The sequence below is a fragment of the Dyadobacter sp. HNCC25DJ184 genome (assembly GCF_056895215.1).
This window is the reverse complement of sequence record NZ_JBXHAQ010000011.1, coordinates 107,534-129,760: the sequence shown is the minus strand read 5'-3', so window position 1 is coordinate 129,760 and position 22,227 is coordinate 107,534. Positions and strand designations below refer to the sequence as shown.

The following is a 22,227-nucleotide window of genomic DNA, read 5'->3' as shown; positions in this document are numbered from 1 at the left end:
TTATTTCAAATCCATATTACTTAGATCGGGTAACGGACTTACTGCAGTCCAGCCACCGTCTACCACCAAACTCTGTCCCGTGATATGGCCAGAGTGCGGCGACAACAGGAATAATGCGGCATTGGATATATCCTCACAGATCGCGGGCCGACCCATAGGAGTAATTGCCGACCAGATTTTTGGATAGGTCGGATCTTCGTTCAATGTTCTTTCTGTAAGAGTTGCACCGGGCGCTACCGTATTGATCGTAATTCCAAAAGGAGAAAGTTCGAGAACGAGGTTTTTAGCAAGCATTTCCAGTCCTGCTTTGGTCATTGCATATGCCCCCAAAAACTTATGCGCCTGGTGACCAACAACGGACGACATCAGCAATATCCTGCCACCCTGATTCTGAAGTCTCATCTGTCGGCTAGCTGCCTGAGTCAGTAAAAAGGAGCCCATCAGATTTACTTCGAGAACCTTTCTTAAATCCTCCACAGGATATTCGAAAAAATCTCCGAAAAGCGTGATCCCTGCGTTTGCCACGGCTATGGTTAGTTTTCCAAAACATTTCACAGCCTCCTCTACCATGCCATTGATAATATCCGGATCTGACGAGTCGCCTGCAAAGGCAATACATTCGCCACCCGTCTCTCTGATTTTTTCGGCGGCAGAAGTTGCCAGTGCTTTATCAAGATCATTCAATATAATCGCTGCACCTCTTAAACTTAGCTGCCTCGCTATTTCGAACCCAATCCCCTGGCCGGCTCCCGTTACAATAGCGACCTGATCTTTAAATAATGGGGTATTCATAATCAAAACATATCAAAATGAATGAACGAACCGGCTACCTGACCGATTCGTTTTTACAAAAATTCAAACAGTTTTTTCGATTTGGCTTCACAATCGATGACTATTCCTGTCAAATCCTGACTCTATAAATTCCTTAACTTCTAGTGCGAATCCCTCGTCACTTTGTCGCCGGAGCCTCCTCTGAGGAAATCCAGGTCAGCGCCTTCGTGGGCCTGAGTTACATGCCGGATATGTAGATTTACATAACCTCTATTATAACCAAGATCTAGCGGTTCATATTGTTTTCTTCGATTTTCGAGCTCTTCATCAGAAACTTCGAGATTCAAAAGTCGTTTTTCAACATTCAATTCAATAAAATCACCATCTCTCACCAAAGCAAGATTTCCACCAACGGCGGCCTCGGGCGAAACGTGTAAAACAACTGTTCCAAAGCCGGTTCCGCTCATTCTTCCGTCGGAAATCCTTACCATATCTATTACGCCTTGAGCCAATAATTTTTTAGGTAATGACATATTACCAACCTCAGGCATACCTGGATATCCTTTTGGACCGACGTTTTTCAAAACAAGGATACTGTTTTCATCCACGTCGAGGTTTGGGTCATCCAGACGTGCCTTATAGTCGTCAATATCTTCGAAAACGATTGCCTTCCCACGGTGCTGCATCAGTTCTGGTTTTAGCGAGGCCGAAGGTTTGATCACCGCTCCGTTAACACACAGATTGCCTTTTACGACAGCCAGACCGGTTAAGTTTTTAATAGGTTCCTTCAACGTTGCAATTACTTCCGGATCAAAACATTCTGCATTTTGCGCGTTTTCAGCTATAGTCTTACCATTTGCCGTAATGGCGTCCTTATGTAATAAATCCAACATTTCTTTCATCACTACCGGTAAACCGCCTGCATAATAAAAGTCTTCCATGAAATATCCTCCGGATGGCTGCAGGTTAAGCAACAGCGGAATTTTTTTACAAAGGTCATTGAAATGATCCAGCGTGAGATCGACTCCGATACGTCCCGCAATAGCCAAAAGGTGTATCACAAAATTGGTAGACCCACCAATTGCAGCATTCAGCATGATCGCATTTTCGAAAGCTTCCTTGGTTAATATCTGCGAAAGACGAAGGTCTTCTTTCACCATTTGCACAATTCGACGACCGGAAAGATGCGCGATCACTTTTCTCCGCGAATCGGCCGCCGGAATTGCCGCATTTTCAGGAAGGGTCAGTCCCAGCGACTCGACCATACACGCCATCGTGGATGCAGTACCCATTACAGCACAGTGGCCGTTGCTCCGGCACATACATGCTTCCGCAGTCGATAGCTCTTCCTGCGTGATTTCTCCTTTTCGGTGCATTTCACTGAAGCGCCATACATCGCTGGTGCCGATATTGCGGCCACGGTATTTACCGGTTAGCATCGGGCCACCCGAAACGACAATTGTTGGAATATCTACGCTCGCCGCGCCCATCACCAAAGAAGGAGTAGTTTTATCGCAACCACAAAGCAGAACTACGCCATCGATCGGGTTCGCGCGAATCGACTCTTCTACATCCATACTGGCCAGATTTCGGTAAAGCATCGCCGTTGGCTTGATGAGCGTTTCTCCCAATGACATAACAGGGAACTCAACAGGAAATCCGCCTGCTTCCCATACGCCGCGTTTTACCGATTCGGCCAATTCTCTGAAATGCCCGTTGCAGGGAGTAAGTTCAGAGAAGGTATTACAGATGCCGATTACAGGTCGTCCGTCAAACTCGTCTGCCGGATACCCCTGATTTTTCATCCATGCCCTGTATATGAAGCCATCCTTTCCTTCTTTGCCAAACCACCCACGACTTCTTAGTTCTTTATTTTCCATTATTCGCCAGTTTAATATGATCTTTATACAAAGGAGGAGGTTATTAAAATATATTCTAGTACCTCTTTAAAAAATAAATTATTGTATTTTCGTTTTCCACCAGTTTGGTTCGCTCAATGATTTTTCGGATACATTTCAGAAAGTTGCTTTTTATCTCGTTAAGTCTATTATATTTTCCGGTAGTGGCTCAGCATCAAGACAATAGCTTTATAGAAAAGCTGCTCAAGAAACATCCCGAAAGATTTGACGCGATACTCCGCGAGCCTGACAAATATCATATTCAAATTTTATATACCCGCATTGACCGGAACAGAAAAAATGAGCCACATTTCAGCACATTTGGATACCGTGTCAATAGTGGAGACTATTTTTATCCGGCGAGTACTGTAAAACTTCCGGTGGTTGCGCTGGCGCTGGAAAAGCTGAACCGAATGGGCATTGATAAATATACACCTATGTTCACAGAAGCCGACGGCCATGGGGAAACGGCTGTAACCCGAGATTCAAGTTCTGAAAATGGACTACCATCGGTGGGACATTACGCCAAAAAAATATTGCTGGCTAGCGATAATGACGCATATAACAGACTATATGAGTTTTTAGGGCAGGAGGTAATTAATGATTCCTTGCACGCGAAGGGATATAAAAATGTAAGACTTAGCCATCGGCTGCAGTTACCGTTGACGCCTGAGGAGAACCGATATACAAATCCGATTATTTTCCGGAAAGGGGAGGAAGGTGTTTTTCAACCGGGTCAATATTCTGCAAAAACATATTGGTCTCCGACACCCATACTAAGAGGAAGGGGATATATGGAAAACGGCCAGCTGGTTTCCGAACCTTTTGATTTTACTAAAAAGAACTTCTTTGCTCTCGAAGATCAGCACCGGGTTCTGAAAGCCCTGTACTTTCCTGAATCTGTGCCACCTTCCGAACGTTTTCATTTGAAACCCGAAGACTATACATTTCTTTATCAATATATGTCGCAGTTTCCGGTAGAGACTTCATATCCTGCGAGCTACACTGACGATTATTATGACGGCTTTTGCAAATTTCTCCTTTTCGGAGCAACTAAAACCCGCCTGCCGAGGCATATCCGTTTGTTTAACAAATGTGGAGACGCCTATGGATATCTGCTGGACAACGCTTATATAGCGGATTTTGAGAAAGGTATTGAGTTTATGGTCACTGCCGTGATATACTGCAATAGCGATGAGATATTCAATGACGACAAATATGATTATGACACAGTTGGCTTACCGTTTATGGCCAATTTGGGCAAAACACTTTTTGAGTATGAATTGTCAAGAAAACGTCCCAATCGTCCTGATTTGGAGCGATTCGAAGTACAGTACGATAAATGATCGGGAATATTAAAACTTAAACTTCAGGCGTGGAGCTATCTGGCAAATGTAGAGATTAATCATATGCCCGATAATTAGTAACGCTGAGCCCAAATATCCTAGCCAGATAAATACCGGAGCGTGCGACTCGAAAAGTATCGAGATAGAAAAAATGCTTAAAGCTCCCCATAAAAGTATTCTTAAAGGCAATGACTTATGATCCTTGGTCGCGAAGAAAACGGCAATTCCATTAATAACTATAAAAAGCAAGTCGAGTGAAAGAAGGCCGGCGTGGTGCGTGTGCATGCGCTCGAGGGAGGAGCCTATTGATATAGCAGGCACCAAAAGGCAATGGATGATACATAGAATAGATCCCATGATCCCTATGTAATCGGCCTTGTTGTTATGTGAGTGTGCTGCTTTCATAATTATAAATCTTGGTGCAAAAATACGACTACTTTTTATTTAATGCAACTGTGTTGCAACAAAATTTGTTCAATACTGGAGGAGTTTATTAAATCATTTCTGTTGAAATTCTTTTTTTAGCGGGTAGAACTTAACTTTGGTGTGTGTAGTTGTAAAACAGAGACTTTACAGCTGAATAAATCGGGAATAATGGATCATTTAAGAGAAACTTTGAAGGAACACCACTTGCGGACTACAACCTGCCGGGAAGATGTGCTTTCAACTTTTATGGATAGGAAAAATGCACTTTCACACGGGGATCTCGAAGGAGCATTGGGCGAAAATTATGATCGTGTTACCATATACCGAACCTTAAAGACCTTTCTCGAAAAAGGTATTATTCATAAAGTACTTGATGATGAAGGGCTTAGGTATGCACTTTGTTCTCATAATTGTTCGGAGGAGAAACACCAGCACGACCATATACACTTTAAGTGCAGTGCCTGCGGACAGACTAACTGCCTTGAAAACCTTCATATTCCGGCCGTTCAGTTGCCGCTTGGGTACAGACCCGAGAGTTTTAATCTGCTTATCCAGGGTGTTTGCCCTAACTGTAAATAGTTTTCGGGAGCAATCATTTCCGAATGCTCCCGAAATCCCTGCCTATTTCACTTCCAGTTTGAAATCCAGATTTACGTCATCGCTTCCCGGAGTGATCGTTCCGTTTTTGCTATTAGGCTGATGGCGTAATTGTACTTTAAGCGAGCCATCACCTGCTGCAGCTGTTTTTGCAGTTCCTGTTAATCCAACGGGAAAGTTATTTTTATCCTTGTCTCCGTAGGTATAAGTCAGCAAGCTGGCGGGGTTTGGAGTGAATACCACGAGATGCTCATAGGAAAGGTTTTCAATTTCTTCGGTGATATTGTCAACCGGAGTTTTGCTTTCATCCAGAAACTCGATATCAAGAGCATATTCAGTGTTCGGTTTAAGACGAATTGTGTCAAATTTTGTCGGTGCATTTCCACCATCTCCATCCGCGTCCTGATAAGAAAATGTTGTAACGGTCGATGTCCCGGCCTCTTTGAAATTCAAACGCACAGTAGTAATCAGTTCGTTTTCGTCGTCAGGAGTTACCGCGTCGCCGGAGTCCTTGCATTGCATGAATGCGGTTGAAAGTCCAGCCATTAACATCCAGATCAGGAGTTTGTTAGTCTTCATATTGAATATGTTTATAGTTTATTTGTAGATATGATTAATGTTAACTTCCAAACTTGAATCTTACCCGGAGTGAAACCTGTCTGCCCATTTCGTCTGAGTAGTATCTGAAACGATCCATATAATCTCGATAGGCAATATTGAGCAGGTTTTGGCAGGACAAACTAATTTCCATTTCTCTTTTATCTGAAAAATGAACCACACCGCCAGCCTGGATATTCCATAAAGAATAGGCGGAGGGAGGCGCCAGAAAATCGCTGTTAGGCGGAACCCTCTTCTGGCGGGCAACCCATAGATTTCCCAGCGAAACGAAGGTATTTGAGACTTTGCCTGTATGCGCCCACTCATACCGAAGCTGGTTATCCCATCTGTTAGGCGGGATCATCACCAGGTATCCTTCATTTTTGGTATCATATACCCTTAGGTAACTCAGTTTCGAAGTGAGTTTCAAGTGGTTGACAAACTCCCATGAAGCCGTGGCATCGATTCCCTTGAATATCGCGTTCGTCTGATTGTATTTGAAATACGGAAAAGCCCCACGAATCGTCAGTATAGGTTCCGGCTGAGGTTTTAAGAATATGTAGTTTGAGATATAGTTGATATATCCACCCAATTCAAAACTTACTTTACCTCTGGTATATTTAAGACTGGCAATCGAGTTGAATGCTTTTTCGGGAACAAGTGTCGAGTCTCCCTGTTCATATGCGGCGGCTCCGTGGTGTACGCCATCGCTGTAGAGCTCGCTCACATTGGGTGCACGCCAGGCGGTCCCGAAATTCAAATTGGCTGATAATGTTGATGAAATGTTGAAAGATCCACCCAGCGTTCCGGAAAAATTGGAATACGTATGTTCGTGGCTTACCTTTTCGCGGTTAACGATCTGGTGTGCAATCAAATACCTGTAGTCATATCTTAAACCGCCTTCGAGTGCCCATTTTTCTTTGACCATACGCTCAATCAGGAAGAGACCGGTCGTGAACTGGTTGAAATTTGGAATCAGGGGGCGGCCGCTCATGAGGTTATATTGATATAGGGTACTAACTCCCGCCTGACCCGTAAACAGCCCTCCAATAGGTTTATGATCCCAAACGACATCGTTAGTGAGCGTATTCAGCTTGAAGGATAATTCAGGGTGGTTGAGTGCCGCTATTGAGTCATTTCTTGATCGGTGCAAATCATATTCTGCCCGTTTATTAAGCTGGTTGGCAATAGTCCACTGAATTTTATTACCATCCTGAAAATGATAGTGTGCCTCAGCCTTCGCGAGCTGATGATTGACATCCTGATACGGTCGGCCGATATTATAGCTAAATCCTGACTTAATAAATGGCTCTCCATTTTGAATCACGTTGATCAGATCGGTGACACTTCCAATATGCGAGCCAGAGAAAATACCAATTTCAGTGTCAAACTGACTGTAAAAAAGATCTATACCAAAACCCTTGTTCCGATAACCTGCGGACAAAGAAAAGTTCTTCTCGCTCGTTCCGGTATTGTCCAGAAAATAGTTGGGAGTTCGGATATTTCCAGCACGCTTAATAGTTCCTTGTGCTCTCCAGCCAAACCCTTTAAAGTTTTTGATGCCGCCCTCTAGCACTGCGGAAGTAATGCCCTGTCTGCCGTTGGAAAGTCCGACGACATTCACCTCGCCACTCAACGGCTTATTGAAAGGAAGTTCTTCCATATTCACCAATATCACCCCGCCGATTGCATCCGAACCATACCTTACACCTGCGGCTCCTTTTACAACAGACATTCTTGTTGCAATAAACGGGTCAATCTCGGGTGCATGCTCTGAACCCCATTGCTGGCCTTCCTGACGTACGCCGTTGTTCATAATCAACACCCTATTGCTATGCAAACCGTGGATAACCGGCTTGCTAATCGATGAACCTGTCTGCAAAACACTTACCCCCGTTAGTCCTTTTAAACTTTCCGCTAACGTTTGTCCACGCGTTTGAAATAAGTCTGATCCGGTGATCAATTCAGAAGGCTGTGATATTGGTGCATCGGTGCGATGAGCTGTGATTTCGACATCCTTTAAATGGATCTCATTTTCTTCCAATGAAAAATTTTCTTCATGGCCTTCAGTAAGGTCAATTTTTTCTTGGAAAGGCGAGTAGCCGATAATGCGGCATTCGAGGGTATATTTTCCCGGGCAAAGCTTGTCGATAAGATAGGCTCCTTTCGCATCTGTCGACACTGCTTCATTGTTTTCCAAAATCAAAACCGTAGCGCCCACCAATGGCTGTCCGCTATGCTGATCTTTTACTTGTCCCTTAACAAAACAAGAGCATGCATTTTGTTGACCATAGGCCAATCCCGAAGCCGCAAAAAGTAGCAGGAGTAGGAAATATCGAAATTGAAAACGATTACTCTTAAATTTCATTTGGAAGAACAGCCGATCCGGCGGGGTATGACCCGATTAATACTGATATATAAAACTTTCGAGTGTGTGAGTATATGCTACAATGTTGCAAATATATATCAATTGCAACAACGTTGCAATTGATATATTCAAGTTTCCTCAATTTTTTTGAGATCAGATTGGCAATCGTAGTATTTTTGAGTTGTTAAGCTTCACAATTCAGTCGCGTGTCTTATATATTACTTGTAAAATTAGCATTGATGCCACCACTGATCGGTGGCGTGACATTGGCGGTACGGAAATGGGGAGAAGGGATCGGTGGTTGGATCGGGGGATTCCCATGGGTTGCCGGACCTATCTCTTTTTTTATAGCCTTAGAAAATAGTCCTCAATTCGCAGTTTCATCCATTCCATCGGCCCTGTTGGGATCTATCGGAACCATATTTTTTGCGCTCGTATATGCTATTGCCGCTCCGAGGTTGAATTGGTTTTATAGCGTTATGGTCAGTTATGCAGCCTTTTTTGTTGTGGCGTTGGTCGCCATGGAAAGCAAAGTTTCGTTACTTCTCGCAGTAACGTTGAACCTGATTGCTTTGACGGGTGTCTTATACGTTTTCCCTGTACCCTCGCAAAAGACCGAACCCAGGAAACAACCTGCTTTTGATATTCCTTTGAGGATGCTTGTCGCTACTGTTTTTGTGGTGGTTGTGACTCAGCTTGCGGAAGTGTTGGGTCCAACCTGGAGCGGAATATTGACACCTTTTCCTATTATGACTTCGACTTTGGCCATATTTACGCATGCACAACAAGGTAGTGCGGCAGCGTCGCGAATTCTGTATGGACTTATGCTGGCGGGCTACGGTTTCGTAGCTTTTTTGGTAGGAGTAGCACTTTTGCTACCTCATTTTTCAATTGGCGTGACCTATGGGATATTAGTGCTCACGACCATGGCAATTAATGGAATTACAGTCAGGCTTATCAAGAAATAATAAGCCCGACTGCCAAGCAATTCCTAAACTCTTTCCAATTTAACTGGATAAGTCTTTTTTGCATTCCATTGACAAACGTATATGTTTTTGTCGTTGTCGATACAAACATCGTGGCAATGCATGAATATTGGCTTGTCTTGTACCATCAACTGTAACTCTCCGTTTTTGTATTCCGGTTTAGTACCGCCTGGATTTGATATTACCTTGTTATTCTTGTCAAGAATTGTCACAAAACCAGAATTTGGGGTCTGATTAAGATACTTCAACCTCGACCAGCATACGCCTGCGTAAAGCGTGTCATCGTCGAACACCGGTCTGCAAACAAATGCGCCGGGAAGGAATAACGTGCTCAGATATTTCCCGTCGAGTGTAAATCTTTTGAAAGAGTTATGAGCTCTGGAGGTAACGAGCAAAGTTGGGTTAGCTTTGTCGCGATAGTCGACAGAAATCCCGTGTGCAGTAGAAAACTGAGAATCTCCGTCTCCGGAGCCACCGAATTTGTCGATGAATTCGCCTTTTGGGGTATATCTCAATATCCATTGAGAACCATATCCATCGGCTACATATATAGTACCGTCCGGGCCAATGGCAGTTTCAGTTGGTTTAAAAGCGTCAGCTTCTTTGTATGCGCCTACCTTCGACGGATGCTCTATCGTCAGTAATATTTTTCCTTTCAGGTCGGTTTTGAAAACTTTTCCAATATTCGGATCACAAATGAAAAGGAACTCCTCGCCGTTCGCGTTCCACAGCGTTAATCCGTGTCCGCCCGGAAATTCATGTCCCCAGGATTCCAACAGTTTTCCGGAACGGTCGTAAATCAGAATATTATTTTTTACTTCATCACCCACCATGATCAGACGACCTTTACTGTCCTGAACCATTTCATGGCAATTGTTAACAGGAAATTTGGAGGAATCGAGATTTCCCCAACCCTGATGCACTTTATAGCGGTGCGAACCGTGGCCGATGATTTCACCGTCCGCTTTGGGTTGTGCTTTTAAAATGTAAAAGGGCTTGACAGCCAGTGACAGGGTGGTTAGGGCAGTCAGTTTTGCGAAACTACGGCGCGAATGTGTATGTTCCATTGATATGCTTTTTTATTTCAGAAGACATACATTGGATTTTTATACTAGTTGAAAATTTCAACTGTAGCCTGGATTTAGTAAGAAAGTTGGAAATTTTATTAACGAGTGGTCGCGGAGTACCTTTTGCTATACCTGTTCAACCAGTCCATTAATCGGCCAATGTCCTGCATTTTGAAGAGTTCGCTACCTGGGCTCATAGTCGCGGCAGAACCACATGCTACACCCATTCTTACAGCTTCCCGTAGTGATTTCCCCTGTGACATCGTCCATACAATCCCCGCAACCATGCAATCGCCCGCACCAACGGTGCTGATTGGCTGAACCGGTGGGGCGGGAATATGCTCTACCTGATCTTTCGTAACCAGAACTGCTCCCATGGCTCCCATGGATACGACGACAATTTCGCACTGACCTCTGATAATCAATGCACGGGCTGCGTCGTCTATCTCGTCCATCTCCAATTTTTCAGAACCCACGAGGTCTGCGAGTTCGGTAATATTGGGTTTTAGCAGGAATAAGCCTTGTTCGCTCGCTGCTCTCAACGGTTCTCCAGAAGCATCCACGATAAATTTGGCTCCTTGCTTTTGCGCTATTTTGCCGACCTGGCAATAAAAATCAGTCGGTACACCCGGTGGTAAACTTCCACTGGCAATAATATATGAAGGTTTGGGATCGAGCTCTTCCAGTGTTTCAACAATAGAACGGACTTCCGTTGGCATCATTTCGGTTCCAGGCATACCAAACCGATATTGAAATCCGGTGCTTTTTTCCAGAATATGAACATTCTCACGAGTCCATTGCTTGGTTTCAATGACCATTGTTTCAACACCCTCACTTTTTACAAGCTTATGCAGGCGTTGGCCCGGAGGGCCGCCAATTGTAAAAATAGCTATCGGATTTCCACCCAGGCGATGAATTGCTTTCGCTACGTTAATACCACCTCCACCAGCTTCAAAAGCTGGTGTGCCACACCGGAGTTTATTTTCCGGCACTATCCTGTCCACAGTCGAACTTTTGTCCAATGCAGGATTGATAGTTAGTGTTACAATCGGACCGGTAGCCATATATAGTAAAGAGTTGTGATGTTTAAAAAGCTGCTAAGCCAACTGGATTTTAACGCGAATAAACAAAAAATATAGATATCCACCTTAGGTTTCTGGTTTTAATGGCCAGCAAGTATATGTTCAAAAAACAGGAACACGGGCGGGAATGGACTTTCGGGAAGATTAAATGTGTTTTAATAAAGCCTTGAAAAAAGAAAAACCCCGATTACTTAATCAGTAACGGGGTTTTTGCCTTTTGGTTGTTATCTATTGAAGCTTAAGCCACTGAACGTAAAAGAGACATCGACGATTTCTCGAATTTGTCTTTTGCGTAATCCAGCGACAGTGTAAATTCTTTAATTTCGGTTTGAGATGGAAGATCAAACATCGCGTCAGTCATGATCGATTCACAGATAGATCTCAGACCTCTTGCTCCCAATTTGAACATCATAGCCTGATCCACAATGAAATCAAGTACGTCGTCCTCGAAATGAAGCTTAATTCCTTCCATCGCAAACAATTTTTGATATTGCTTGACCAACGCATTTTTTGGTTCCACCAAAATTCGTTTCAACGTTTCTTTGTCCAGAGGATTAAGGTGCGTCAAAACCGGTAAGCGACCGATCAATTCAGGGATCAGACCAAAAGATTTAAGATCCTGAGCCGTTACATATCTCATCAAATTACCCTTATCAAATATTTCGATGATTCTGTTGTCGCCAGAGAAACCTATAGGACGTGTGTTGATACGTTTTCCGATATGTCTTTCAATTCCATCAAAAGCACCGCCGCAGATAAACAATATGTTCTCGGTGTTGAGTGAAATCATTTTTTGATCCGGATGTTTACGGCCACCTTGAGGCGGCACGTTGACGATCGAACCTTCCAATAATTTCAGGAGCGCCTGCTGAACACCTTCTCCACTTACGTCGCGGGTGATAGAAGGATTGTCCGATTTACGGGCAATTTTATCTATTTCGTCAATATATACGATTCCCCTTTCTGCAGCTTCCACATTGTAATCAGCAGCTTGCAACAATCTTGTAAGAATTGTTTCCACGTCTTCTCCAACATATCCGGCTTCGGTTACCACCGTAGCGTCCGCCACGCAAAAAGGAACCTGAAGAATGCGAGCGATGGATTTGGCAAGATATGTCTTTCCTGTACCGGTTTCGCCCACCATAATGATGTTTGACTTCTCAATCACAACATCGTCGTCACCAGTATTTTGATTTAAACGTTTGTAGTGATTATATACGGCAACTGCCAAAGATCTCTTTGCTTCGTCTTGTCCAATAACATATTGCTCAAGGAATTTCTTGATTTCGACTGGAGGTATAGACTTCAATTTTGGCAATTTCGATTTCTTGTCTTTCTTTTCGTCTTTCGCTCCAAGCTCTTCATGAATAACCTGATATCCCTGCGCTATACAATGGTTGCAGATGTGGGCGTCAATTCCCGAGAGCAATAATTCAACTTCATTCTTTTTTCGTCCGCAAAACGAGCAACTTACTTGAGCCATTTGATAATCTATTCTGTTTTGTGTTTTTACCGGCCGCGATGGAATCGTAAGAGACTCATCAGCAGCCCCTGAGCCCTGATTAACAAAAGATGATTTCGGATCGTTTCAGATTCCTCCGGAAATATTTCGAACCAATATTCTCAATCAATTATACATTCGGTTGAGAATAAGCTAATAACATCTTATAATTAATTGCAAAGTTCCGGTTTTTTGATCGGCTTACCAAACCTGAGGTTGCCTTTACATAAAAACAGGCGAATGAATATCATCCGCCTGTTTTTATACGTCGTTTCAGTTTTTCTTATTTGTCGCGAGTCAAAACTTCGTCGATCAAACCGTATTCCTTAGCCTCAACTGCTTTCAACCACTTGTCGCGATCCGAGTCAATACCAATCTGCTCGGCAGTCTGACCCGTATGATTTGCAAGGATTTCGTATAGCTCATGACGTAACTTAACGATCTCACGAGTCGTAATTTCAATATCAATCGAAGTTCCCTGCGCACCACCTGAAGGCTGGTGAATCATCACACGGGCGTGAGGAAGCGCGGAACGCTTGCCTGCTGCTCCACCGGCTAGCAATACCGCTCCCATGGACGCGGCCAGGCTCGTACAAACAGTAGCTACATCCGGGCGTACATACTGCATCGTGTCATATATTCCTAAACCTGCATATACAGAACCACCCGGGCTGTTGATATACATCAGAATGTCTTTCTTGGCATCAGCTGATTCGAGGAAAAGTAGCTGAGCAACAACGATATTGGCGATATTATCGTCAACCGCAGTACCCATAAAAATGATCCGGTCAGCCATCAGTCTTGAAAAAACGTCAACCTCTCTGAAGTTCATCGGACGTTCTTCGATAACCGCACGGGTCATGTTTTCAACTGTGTGATTTACATATCCGTCAACCGTGAGGCCATTCATTCCTAAATGGTGGACGGCGTATTTTCTAAATTCATTTCCGTAATTCATGAATAACTTTTTATTTTAAATGGATCAGTAATGATAAGTGCTGATGTAGGAGGTAACAAAAGACCAGGGCTCTTAGTTTCTCGTTACGATAATCCCGCTTGCTTCAGCGCCAATTGCAAATTTGACTATTTCGGCGAATTATGCTAATCTGTCCGGCCGATAAATTATCAGAAAATGCGAGGTTTATTTCAATTTCTTGGTTTTATCATTGCAATATTATTTTAAAGAGCTAGAAATTAATAATAAACGGTCATGAATAACTCAAATAATTTGCCGGACAAGATTCGCCAGATGAGACTGGCCAAAGGTTTTTCTCAAGAAAACATGGCCGATATGCTCGGAATATCCACCACTGCATATGGTGATCTCGAAAGGGGACGTACCGATTTTACTTTTACAAAACTGGAAGCGATCGCAAAGACGCTGGACGTGTCGTTTACCGAACTCTTGGGACTGGACGTCGTGACGCTTTCTGAAACGGAATGGCTGCGTCAGGAGAACGAGCGCCTCTCGAAAGAAAATGCTCGACTATTGGCAGATATAGAGCAATGGAAAGCAAGGTTCAAACAGTTGATCGGCAGGGAGCTCATATATGAAATCGGCCAGGATAGAGGACGAATCGGTTTTTAGTTGAAAAAAGAAAAGCCTGATCGGTTTCCCGGTCAGGCTTTCGAATATTTTTTCCAAAAGACTAAGCTTCTTTCGCTTCTCCTTTTGCTATCGTTTCAAACTCGCCAACTTCCACCGTTTGCTCGTCAGTTGAGATATTGCCACGGATAATACCAAGAATTTTATCATCAAAAACCTGATTGTAAATGCTTGTATAGTTATCGCGCTCTTTGTCAGCAAGATATCCTTGAGCAACACGGTCGATAGTTTCTTTCATGCTGTCGTCATCGCCGTAAATTCCGAATTGACCTTTTACCATCTCGCGTGTAAACGCAAGGATTTCAGGGTATTCAACTTTTACATTTTCAGTCTCAGCAATTTTATTTTTGATAAGGCTCAGTTTCAACGATTTTTTGAAATCTTCGAATTGCTCCTCGATTTGCTCACGAGTAAATTTGCCTTCGTTTGTACGCTCCAGCCAATTTTTCAGGAAGTCTTCAGGAACGTCAATCGCGATTTGGTCAAGCAGAGCCAATTCAATATCGCGTCTTAGAAGTGCCTCAGTTTCGCGCTCGTAGTTGCCTTTGATAATCTCAAGTACTTTTTCGTTGAACTGCTCTTCGTTTTCAACAACTCCAGGTCCTAAAACTTTGTCAAAAAGATCCTGATTTAGTTCGGCAGGTGCTGAACGAGTGATATCAGAAACTACCAATGTATATTCGCCAGAAAGTGACGCTACGTCCTCTTTCTTTTTGCCAGTGATATGCGCGATTGCAGCTTCGTCAGCAAATGTATTCTGAATATCAAAAGTTATGGTGTCGTCTTTCTTAACGCCGACGAATTTGCTTACTGAATCTTCCTTTACTTGCTTAGTAGGAACAGCAGTTTTAGTAGTAAATTCAGTAGAAGCCTGGCTCAACTCACCGAAGATCATATCTCCCGGTTCGCTAACCTCAGGATGAGTGCTTTCTGCAAATCTTTCTTTAAGGCTGTCGATCGTTTTGGTCAGTTCGGCGTCGTCAACATTGATGGAGTAACGCTTGATAGCTGGCAATTGACCGAAGTTAACGTCGAAGTCGCTCGCAAGACCAAGTTCATAAGAGAATTCGAAGTCACCTGGCTTGTCCCAGTTAACCTGTTCGGCTTTTTCACGATCAGGGATAGGATCTCCAACTACTTGCAGTTTATTTTCTCTGATATAGTTGCTTACTGTTTTGCTAAGAACGTTGTTTACTTCGTCCACCAGAATACTTTTACCGTACATGCGCTGTATCACATGCGTCGGGACTTTTCCAGGGCGAAATCCTTTCAAATTCACGCGTTTCGAATAATCCTTAATGGTTTTATCCACGTTTGGCTGGTAATCTTCTTTGCCCAGCGTGATTTTAAGCGATGCTATCGTGGATGAATTTTTGTCTAACAGAACTTCCATGTGATACTTGTATGATATTTATAAAAAGTCCAAAAATAAAATGAAAATAAAAAAGCCCTCAAAACGAAGTCCTGAGGGCTTTTAACGGGTTTACCGGAGCAGTATATCTGGTAAAAAATTTCCAGACATAAATCTGACGCCCCCACATTCCCTTATTTCATCGTACGGGCGGAGGGAATCGAACCCCCACGCCTTGCGGCACTAGATCCTAAGTCTAGCACGTCTACCAGTTCCGCCACGCCCGCTTTTACCAACTTTTTCAACAGCGATTGTTGAATTGGGAGTGCAAAGGTGAACCCTTTTTTTTAAACATCCAAATCTTTTTGGAAAATTTTATCATTTAATAAATCAATGTTGAATAATGTCGTCAAAATTTGTTATTTTGGAACAGTATACCAATTACTTTTATAAGTGGAGCAACTCGTGGATACGCTCACCATTGATCTGGAACAGGAGCGCAAGGATATCCTAAAAAAGTACAGAAGGCTGTTGCGAACTGCGAAGCCGTATTTAAAAGGGAACGATGCCAAATTGATCAAAAAGGCGTTTTATACCTCTGTAGAAGCTCATAAGGATATGCGTCGGCGATCCGGAGAGCCTTATATATACCATCCGTTGGCCGTTGCTCAGATTGTTGTGGAGGAGATTGGCCTTGGTACAACGGGAATTGTCGCAGCTTTACTTCACGATGTTGTTGAGGATACTGACACATCAATCGAACAAATTGAAGGTTTATTTGGCAAGAAGGTTGCCAAGATTATCGATGGGCTTACCAAGATTTCCGGCAGATTTGAATATGGATCTTCTCAGCAAGCGGAGAATTTCCGGAAAATGCTGCTCACGTTATCGGACGACGTAAGGGTAATTCTGGTCAAGCTTGCAGACAGGCTGCATAACATGCGGACGCTGGATAGCATGCCACGCGATAAGCAATTGAAAATTGCATCTGAAACCATCTTCATATATGCTCCGCTTGCCCACCGCTTAGGTTTATATACGATCAAGTCGGAGCTGGAAGAGCTTTACCTGAAATATACAGAGCCCCAGGAATATCGTGCTATTGCCCGGAAATTGCGTGAAACGAAAGGAACGCGGGATCGGTTTATAGCCAAGTTTATGGATCCGATTGCTCAGGATCTTGAAACCGCGGGCCTTAATTTTATTATAAAGGGCAGACCGAAATCAATTTATTCCATCTGGAATAAAATGAGAAAACAGAATAAGCCTTTCGAAGAAATATATGACCTTTTTGCAATTCGGATCGTGTTGGAATCCTCTTCGGAAGTCGACCGTGAAAAAGCGATTTGCTGGCAGGCATATTCGATTGTAACAGACCATTACAAGCCAAACCCGGACCGTCTTAAAGACTTTTTAAGTACTCCTCGTGCGAACGGATATCAGTCGCTTCACTCGACAGTGATGAGCAAAAGCGGTCAGTGGGTGGAAGTTCAGATCAGGACCTCGCGCATGGACGAGATTGCGGAGAAAGGATATGCTGCGCACTGGAAGTACAAAGGAAATGACACCAAAGTAAAAGGTAATATAGAGCTTTGGATCAATCAGGTACGCGAAACGCTGGAAAATGGTTTTGGAGATAAAACAGCGGCGATAGAGTTTCTGGACGAATTCAGAAGCAATCTTTTCAATGAAGAAGTTTTTGTTTTTACGCCAAAAGGAGAGCTGAAAGTATTGCAGAGTGGTTCGACTGCTCTGGATTTTGCCTTTGATATCCACTCCGAAGTGGGCGCGCACTGTATGGCTGCCAAAGTTGGTGGGATATTGGTGCCGATCAGCTACGTATTGAGCAATGGTGATCAGGTTGAAATCATTACTTCCGGCAAACAAAAACCTAATGAAGACTGGCTGAGGATCGTTGTTACGTCTAAAGCGAGGGCAAGAATTAAGGATTTTCTTAAGGAAGACAACCGCCGGTATGAAACGGATGGGCGTCAGATGGTGGAGAAGAAGTTAAAGATTCTGGGTATTGATATGACTGCCGAGGTCGTCAACCAATTACGCGCGTTTTTTGATTGCAAAACTCCTACGGACTTCTTTTACAGAATCGGCAAGCAATATATTCAGCTGGATGAGTTAAAACGATTCAAAAGAGAAAAGGAGGCAAAAGAGAGAAAACAGGAAAATGTTTCGCATAATCAGACCGGGGCTGTTTCCGATGCGAAAACATTTACCAAGATACTTAAGAATATCCATGGCGACCGCGCAGACAGCGATACATTGCTGATCGGCGACGATATGGATAAAATAGATTACAAGCTGGCGCCTTGTTGTAACCCCATCGCAGGTGACGACGTTTTTGGTTTTGTTACGATCAATGAAGGCATCAAAATTCACCGGACTACCTGCCCGAACGCCGCCGAACTCATGTCGAAACATGGCAATCGTATCATCAAGGCAAAATGGGAATCCAGCAAGAAGGAAGCATTCCTTGCAGGTTTATATATATCGGGAACTGACCGCGTTGGTTTGGTTAACGATGTGACCCGGATTATATCTAACGAGCTGCATATCAACATGCGCGGGTTGACAATTGATACAAAAGACGGTGTATTTAACGGAGATATCAAGCTATACGTTCAGGATACAAAGCACCTTGATATTCTGATCAGCAAGCTTGACGAAGTGGAAGGTGTTTATAAGGTGCAACGATTTGACACCAACTTACAGGCCTCATCCTGAGTTTTGAACGATTACGGCTGTATCCTGTTATGATTTTGATAATTAAGTGATAGAAGAGACGTTGTTTTAACTAAAACCACGTAATTTTGCGTGATATTTTGAGATACTATGCCACAAGCAAGCAAACCGAATTTCGAGGCCGCAAAGAAAATACTTACGGCTTATCTGGAAAATAAAGGTCTTCGCAAAACCCCGGAACGTTTTGCGATATTGGAAGAGATATACAATCGTGAAGATCATTTTGATGTGGATGAGTTGTATATCAGCATGAAAAATAAGAAATATCGTGTGAGCCGCGCCACTGTTTATAATACTCTGGATGTTTTGGTAGACTGCGATTTGGTGACCAAACACCAGTTTGGTAAAAACCTCGCGCAGTTTGAAAAGTCATACGGCAGCAAGCAACACGATCACTTGATCTGTACAGATTGTCACAAGGTGATGGAGTTCTGTGATCCACGGATACAGTCTATTCAAAATATGGTTGGTGAGATGCTCAATTTCAGTGTAATGCACCACTCGCTTATTTTTTATGGAAACTGTACAAAAGAGAATTGTCAAAACAGAAACGAGTTAGCCAAAGAAACTGCTTCTGCGGCACATGGAGACTAGGTTTTCTGTATAGTATGAACTGGTAAAATTGTTTTTAGTAACCAATTATTGAATGAAAGTTGACATATTGCTGGGTCTCCAGTGGGGAGATGAAGGTAAAGGAAAAATTGTAGATGTTCTTGCGCCGCGCTATGAAGTTGTGGCTCGTTTTCAGGGTGGGCCGAATGCTGGTCATACTCTGGAATTTGATGGAAATAAGCATGTTCTGCATCAAATCCCCTCAGGTATATTCAGAAGTGATATTCTTAACATCATTGGAAATGGTGTAGTACTTGATCCGGTTGTATTTAAACGTGAGATTGAAGGTCTTGCCAAGTATAATCTGGATTTGGTAAGCAATCTTTTTGTTTCAAAGAAGGCGTCATTGATATTGCCAACGCATGCATTGCTGGATGCGGCATATGAAAAATCAAAAGGAGATTCTAAAATTGGTTCGACTCTAAGAGGAATCGGACCAACTTATCAGGATAAAACTGCAAGACTTGGTCTGAGAGTTGGTGACGTTTTGTCTCCGAATTTTGCTGCCAAGTATAAGAAGCTGGTGGATAGCCATAAAGTTATTCTTGACTTCTATCAGTTTGACCATGCTTCTGTTCTATCAGAAATGGAAGCTAAATTCTTCGATGCGGTTGAATTCCTGAAGCAATTCACTTTGGTGGATAGCGAATATATGGTGAACGACGCGTTGACTGCTGGTAAGACTGTTTTAGCGGAAGGAGCGCAAGGATCTTTGCTTGATATCGATTTCGGCTCATACCCTTTTGTTACGAGCTCAACAACGATGGCGGCTGGTGCCTGCACAGGTTTGGGAGTTGCTCCAAAGCAAATCGGTGAAGTATTCGGGATATTCAAAGCATATTGTACACGAGTTGGAAGTGGTCCTTTCCCAACCGAATTGAACGACGAAATTGGTGAGAAAATCAGACAGGAAGGCCGTGAATTCGGCGCAACAACCGGACGCTCACGTCGTTGCGGATGGCTTGACTTACCTGCATTGAAATACGCGATCATGATTAATGGCGTAACCCAGCTGATCATGATGAAAGTAGACGTTTTGACTATTTTCGATTCGATCAAGGTTTGTACAGCATATCGTTTGCCAGACGGAACTTTGACAAATAATTTACCATATGATCTTTGTGATGAGTCAGTTGAACCTGTATACAAAGAGTTTGCTGGTTGGAAACAGTCATTGGATGGTATTCATGATTTCGATGCGATTCCTGCGGAACTATTGGCATATGTGAAATTCCTCGAAGAAGAATTGAACCTGCCGATCACTTACGTTTCAACAGGACCTGACAGAGAAGCACTGATCAGCCGCGAAGCAACGACTTTGTTAAACTGATCAAATAAATGATATTTAAGACCTGCCCGATCAAATCGCGGCAGGTCTTTTTTTGTAGATTTCAAACGCAGAGGGCGCAAAGGCTCACGCAGGGTATGCATGAGTTTTTGTAAACTTTGTCCAATCCCAAAGCACTAAGACCTAATCGCTTAAAGGTAACAGCTAAAAATGTTCAACCCGGAATTGTTGCTCCCAGAAATAGCCTTTCAAACTTCCAGAAGTGGTGGAAGCGGAGGTCAAAATGTGAATAAGGTGGAAACGAAAGTCGAATTGAGATTCGATATCCCCAATTCCCAGGTATTATCGGAGGAGCAAAAACATATTCTTTATTCAAAACTGGCGAGTAAATTGACCAAAGAAAATGTATTGATTTTAGTACATCAGACGGAACGTTCCCAACTTGGGAACAAAGACAAGGTTCTTGAGAAGTTCAAAACAATTTTAAAGCGGGCATTTGAGGTAGAAAAGAAGAGGAAACCAACCAAACCGACGCTGGCAAGCAAGCTTGAAAGAATAAAGCAAAAACAACGCGACTCCAAAGTAAAATCACTGCGCCGAAAACCGCTTTCAGAATAATTATGACATTGCTATTGCCCATTCCAATTTTTAAAACTAAATGTTAACACATAGACGCTAACAGCCATAAATGCTCCAAGATACACCTTCCCTAAACAAATCTAGCCTTAGTTCAGTCATATCTCTTCCTGTTATCGTAGCAGCGTTAGGGTATTTCGTTGACGTATATGATTTGCTTCTCTTTAATATAGTGCGTGTTCCGAGTTTACACGAACTGGGACTTTCGGAAGAACAGATATCTTCCGTCGGTTCAAAAGTATATAACTGGCAACAGGCTGGACTGCTCTTAGGAGGTTTTTTATGGGGAATATTGGGGGATAAACTCGGTCGCAAGTCTGTACTTTTTGGCTCCATATTAACTTATTCGCTGGCTAACATTGCTTGTGGTTTTACTCAAAATGTCGATCTGTATGCACTGCTCCGGTTTGTTGCAGGTTTCGGATTAGCTGGGGAACTGGGCGCAGGAATCACCCTGATTTCGGAAATATTACCGGCAAAGTTGCGAGGATATGGAGCGTCAGTCGTCGCGAGCGTAGGATTGATGGGCGCTATCGCCGCCTTCTTCGCTGTAAAACTTACTGATTGGCGGATGGCTTATTTTATAGGAGGTGGAATGGGGATTCTTCTTTTATTGTTGAGAATCAATGTTTTAGAGTCTGTTCTTTTTGGTGCAAGTTTGAAAAGAAAAGGAGCAGAGCGCGCCCAATGGTGGACGCTTTTTACCAAGCGATCCCGATTTATAAAGTATCTGAAATGTATGGGAATCGGTCTGCCTACCTATCTTGTAATCGGCATATATGCGACTTTTGGAAATGAAGTAGCCAAGGCGTTGGGGATTGGCGAAGAAGTGCAGGCGGGCAACTGTGTTTTATATACCTATATAGGAGTAGTAGTGGGCGATTTTTTCAGTGGGATATTAAGCCAGATATTGAAGTCGAGGAGGAAAGCCATTTTTATTATGATCATCATGACGTTGTCAGGAACCATTATATTACTTTCTGGGGGGATTCAAACCGCAGGTCAACTATATGGATGTTACGCATTTTTGGGACTTTCGATCGGCTATATCGCTATGTTTTTGACCACAACCTCAGAGCAGTTTGGAACAGACTTGCGAGCCACAGTCACTACCTCGGTCGCGAATAATGTGCGCGCCACCGTATTGTTAACCTTGCCATTATATCAATATTTAAAATCAGACATGGGTGTTTTGCAGGCAGGAGCGACAGTCGGCGTAATATGCTTCAGCCTCGCTTTATTATCTCTCTGGAAATTAGACGAAACCTACGGCAGGGAGCTGGATTTTGAAGAGGCTTGATCGGAGGAAGGGGAAGATGGAAGAAAGGGAAAATCGGT

Annotated in this window: 19 protein-coding genes and 1 tRNA gene; 9 read left to right on the top strand and 11 right to left on the bottom strand. The window is 43.2% G+C overall.

Annotated features, from left to right (window positions below; all coding sequences use genetic code 11):
* The gene (locus AC1XUD_RS17250; protein ID WP_483362281.1) at positions 1-792 is read right to left on the bottom strand and encodes an SDR family NAD(P)-dependent oxidoreductase; all 792 of its coding nucleotides are present in this window, start codon (positions 790-792) and stop codon (positions 1-3) included.
* A 140-nt stretch (positions 793-932) separates the two neighbouring features.
* Positions 933-2,651 (bottom strand): IlvD/Edd family dehydratase, encoded by a 1,719-nt coding sequence (locus AC1XUD_RS17245; protein WP_483362280.1) that lies wholly within the window; start codon positions 2,649-2,651, stop codon positions 933-935.
* 182 nt (positions 2,652-2,833) lie between these two features.
* Here AC1XUD_RS17245 and AC1XUD_RS17240 point away from each other — a divergent pair, with 182 nt between their 5' ends.
* The gene (locus AC1XUD_RS17240) at positions 2,834-4,015 is read left to right on the top strand and encodes a serine hydrolase (RefSeq protein ID WP_483362279.1); all 1,182 of its coding nucleotides are present in this window, start codon (positions 2,834-2,836) and stop codon (positions 4,013-4,015) included.
* Between the two features lie 9 nt (positions 4,016-4,024).
* On the opposite strand, the gene AC1XUD_RS17235 is transcribed toward AC1XUD_RS17240, so the two are convergent.
* The gene (locus AC1XUD_RS17235; RefSeq protein WP_483362278.1) at positions 4,025-4,420 is read right to left on the bottom strand and encodes a MerC domain-containing protein; all 396 of its coding nucleotides are present in this window, start codon (positions 4,418-4,420) and stop codon (positions 4,025-4,027) included.
* A gap of 189 nt (positions 4,421-4,609) precedes the next feature.
* On the opposite strand from AC1XUD_RS17235, the gene AC1XUD_RS17230 reads away from it, so the two are divergent.
* Positions 4,610-5,020 (top strand): Fur family transcriptional regulator, encoded by a 411-nt coding sequence (locus AC1XUD_RS17230; protein ID WP_483362277.1) that lies wholly within the window; start codon positions 4,610-4,612, stop codon positions 5,018-5,020.
* Between the two features lie 42 nt (positions 5,021-5,062).
* Here the strand turns inward: AC1XUD_RS17230 and AC1XUD_RS17225 are convergent, their stop codons facing one another.
* Positions 5,063-5,617, bottom strand: coding sequence for a hypothetical protein (locus tag AC1XUD_RS17225; RefSeq protein ID WP_483362276.1), 555 nt, complete (start codon positions 5,615-5,617; stop codon positions 5,063-5,065).
* Positions 5,618-5,657: 40 nt separating this feature from the next.
* On the bottom strand, positions 5,658-8,003 hold the full coding sequence (locus tag AC1XUD_RS17220; protein WP_483362275.1) for a TonB-dependent receptor: 2,346 nt from the start codon (positions 8,001-8,003) through the stop codon (positions 5,658-5,660).
* Positions 8,004-8,242: 239 nt separating this feature from the next.
* Between AC1XUD_RS17220 and AC1XUD_RS17215 the strand changes: the two genes are divergently transcribed.
* A complete protein-coding gene (locus AC1XUD_RS17215) occupies positions 8,243-8,971 on the top strand; it encodes a hypothetical protein (RefSeq protein WP_483362274.1) in 729 nt (242 codons plus the stop codon).
* 23 nt (positions 8,972-8,994) lie between these two features.
* Here AC1XUD_RS17215 and AC1XUD_RS17210 read toward each other — a convergent pair whose 3' ends face one another.
* The 4 genes from AC1XUD_RS17210 to AC1XUD_RS17195 all read right to left on the bottom strand — a co-directional run bounded on the left by AC1XUD_RS17210 (position 8,995) and on the right by AC1XUD_RS17195 (position 13,597).
* Positions 8,995-10,056, bottom strand: coding sequence for an NHL repeat-containing protein (locus AC1XUD_RS17210; RefSeq protein ID WP_483362273.1), 1,062 nt, complete (start codon positions 10,054-10,056; stop codon positions 8,995-8,997).
* A 98-nt stretch (positions 10,057-10,154) separates the two neighbouring features.
* Positions 10,155-11,120: a 1-phosphofructokinase family hexose kinase gene (locus AC1XUD_RS17205; protein ID WP_483362272.1), complete on the bottom strand. Its 966-nt coding sequence runs from the start codon at positions 11,118-11,120 to the stop codon at positions 10,155-10,157.
* 256 nt (positions 11,121-11,376) lie between these two features.
* Positions 11,377-12,621, bottom strand: a complete 1,245-nt coding sequence (gene clpX / locus AC1XUD_RS17200; protein ID WP_483362271.1) for an ATP-dependent Clp protease ATP-binding subunit ClpX — start codon at positions 12,619-12,621, stop codon at positions 11,377-11,379.
* Between the two features lie 301 nt (positions 12,622-12,922).
* A complete protein-coding gene (locus AC1XUD_RS17195) occupies positions 12,923-13,597 on the bottom strand; it encodes a ClpP family protease (protein WP_483362270.1) in 675 nt (224 codons plus the stop codon).
* A 252-nt stretch (positions 13,598-13,849) separates the two neighbouring features.
* On the opposite strand from AC1XUD_RS17195, the gene AC1XUD_RS17190 reads away from it, so the two are divergent.
* Positions 13,850-14,227 (top strand): helix-turn-helix domain-containing protein, encoded by a 378-nt coding sequence (locus AC1XUD_RS17190; RefSeq protein ID WP_483362269.1) that lies wholly within the window; start codon positions 13,850-13,852, stop codon positions 14,225-14,227.
* A 61-nt stretch (positions 14,228-14,288) separates the two neighbouring features.
* Here the strand turns inward: AC1XUD_RS17190 and tig are convergent, their stop codons facing one another.
* Both tig and AC1XUD_RS17180 read right to left on the bottom strand, forming a co-directional pair.
* Entirely contained in the window at positions 14,289-15,638 is a 1,350-nt protein-coding gene (gene tig, locus AC1XUD_RS17185) for a trigger factor (RefSeq protein WP_483362268.1), read from the bottom strand.
* A gap of 163 nt (positions 15,639-15,801) precedes the next feature.
* Positions 15,802-15,883: transfer RNA gene (locus AC1XUD_RS17180), tRNA-Leu, on the bottom strand.
* A gap of 166 nt (positions 15,884-16,049) precedes the next feature.
* Between AC1XUD_RS17180 and AC1XUD_RS17175 the strand changes: the two genes are divergently transcribed.
* From AC1XUD_RS17175 to AC1XUD_RS17155, 5 genes are all read left to right on the top strand, one after another.
* Entirely contained in the window at positions 16,050-18,335 is a 2,286-nt protein-coding gene (locus AC1XUD_RS17175; protein WP_483362267.1) for a RelA/SpoT family protein, read from the top strand.
* 108 nt (positions 18,336-18,443) lie between these two features.
* Positions 18,444-18,947 carry a Fur family transcriptional regulator gene (locus AC1XUD_RS17170; protein ID WP_483362266.1) on the top strand — a complete coding sequence of 168 codons (504 nt, stop codon included), beginning with the start codon at positions 18,444-18,446 and terminating at the stop codon, positions 18,945-18,947.
* A 52-nt stretch (positions 18,948-18,999) separates the two neighbouring features.
* Positions 19,000-20,295 carry an adenylosuccinate synthase gene (locus AC1XUD_RS17165; protein WP_483362265.1) on the top strand — a complete coding sequence of 432 codons (1,296 nt, stop codon included), beginning with the start codon at positions 19,000-19,002 and terminating at the stop codon, positions 20,293-20,295.
* A gap of 168 nt (positions 20,296-20,463) precedes the next feature.
* Positions 20,464-20,871, top strand: coding sequence for an alternative ribosome rescue aminoacyl-tRNA hydrolase ArfB (arfB, locus tag AC1XUD_RS17160; RefSeq protein ID WP_483362264.1), 408 nt, complete (start codon positions 20,464-20,466; stop codon positions 20,869-20,871).
* 70 nt (positions 20,872-20,941) lie between these two features.
* Positions 20,942-22,189: an MFS transporter gene (locus AC1XUD_RS17155; RefSeq protein ID WP_483362263.1), complete on the top strand. Its 1,248-nt coding sequence runs from the start codon at positions 20,942-20,944 to the stop codon at positions 22,187-22,189.
* Positions 22,190-22,227: the final 38 nt, after the last annotated feature.

What these genes read in the sequence shown, in the direction of transcription:
- AC1XUD_RS17250 (WP_483362281.1), bottom strand. Translation starts at nt 792, where the DNA reads ATGAATACCCCATTATTTAAAGATCAGGTCGCTATTGTAACGGGAGCC.
- AC1XUD_RS17245 (WP_483362280.1), bottom strand. Translation starts at nt 2,651, where the DNA reads ATGGAAAATAAAGAACTAAGAAGTCGTGGGTGGTTTGGCAAAGAAGGA.
- AC1XUD_RS17235 (WP_483362278.1), bottom strand. Translation starts at nt 4,420, where the DNA reads ATGAAAGCAGCACACTCACATAACAACAAGGCCGATTACATAGGGATC.
- AC1XUD_RS17230 (WP_483362277.1), top strand. Translation starts at nt 4,610, where the DNA reads ATGGATCATTTAAGAGAAACTTTGAAGGAACACCACTTGCGGACTACA.
- AC1XUD_RS17225 (WP_483362276.1), bottom strand. Translation starts at nt 5,617, where the DNA reads ATGAAGACTAACAAACTCCTGATCTGGATGTTAATGGCTGGACTTTCA.
- AC1XUD_RS17220 (WP_483362275.1), bottom strand. Translation starts at nt 8,003, where the DNA reads ATGAAATTTAAGAGTAATCGTTTTCAATTTCGATATTTCCTACTCCTG.
- AC1XUD_RS17215 (WP_483362274.1), top strand. Translation starts at nt 8,243, where the DNA reads ATGCCACCACTGATCGGTGGCGTGACATTGGCGGTACGGAAATGGGGA.
- AC1XUD_RS17210 (WP_483362273.1), bottom strand. Translation starts at nt 10,056, where the DNA reads ATGGAACATACACATTCGCGCCGTAGTTTCGCAAAACTGACTGCCCTA.
- AC1XUD_RS17205 (WP_483362272.1), bottom strand. Translation starts at nt 11,120, where the DNA reads ATGGCTACCGGTCCGATTGTAACACTAACTATCAATCCTGCATTGGAC.
- clpX (WP_483362271.1), bottom strand. Translation starts at nt 12,621, where the DNA reads ATGGCTCAAGTAAGTTGCTCGTTTTGCGGACGAAAAAAGAATGAAGTT.
- AC1XUD_RS17195 (WP_483362270.1), bottom strand. Translation starts at nt 13,597, where the DNA reads ATGAATTACGGAAATGAATTTAGAAAATACGCCGTCCACCATTTAGGA.
- AC1XUD_RS17190 (WP_483362269.1), top strand. Translation starts at nt 13,850, where the DNA reads ATGAATAACTCAAATAATTTGCCGGACAAGATTCGCCAGATGAGACTG.
- tig (WP_483362268.1), bottom strand. Translation starts at nt 15,638, where the DNA reads ATGGAAGTTCTGTTAGACAAAAATTCATCCACGATAGCATCGCTTAAA.
- AC1XUD_RS17170 (WP_483362266.1), top strand. Translation starts at nt 18,444, where the DNA reads ATGCCACAAGCAAGCAAACCGAATTTCGAGGCCGCAAAGAAAATACTT.
- AC1XUD_RS17165 (WP_483362265.1), top strand. Translation starts at nt 19,000, where the DNA reads ATGAAAGTTGACATATTGCTGGGTCTCCAGTGGGGAGATGAAGGTAAA.
- arfB (WP_483362264.1), top strand. Translation starts at nt 20,464, where the DNA reads ATGTTCAACCCGGAATTGTTGCTCCCAGAAATAGCCTTTCAAACTTCC.
- AC1XUD_RS17155 (WP_483362263.1), top strand. Translation starts at nt 20,942, where the DNA reads ATGCTCCAAGATACACCTTCCCTAAACAAATCTAGCCTTAGTTCAGTC.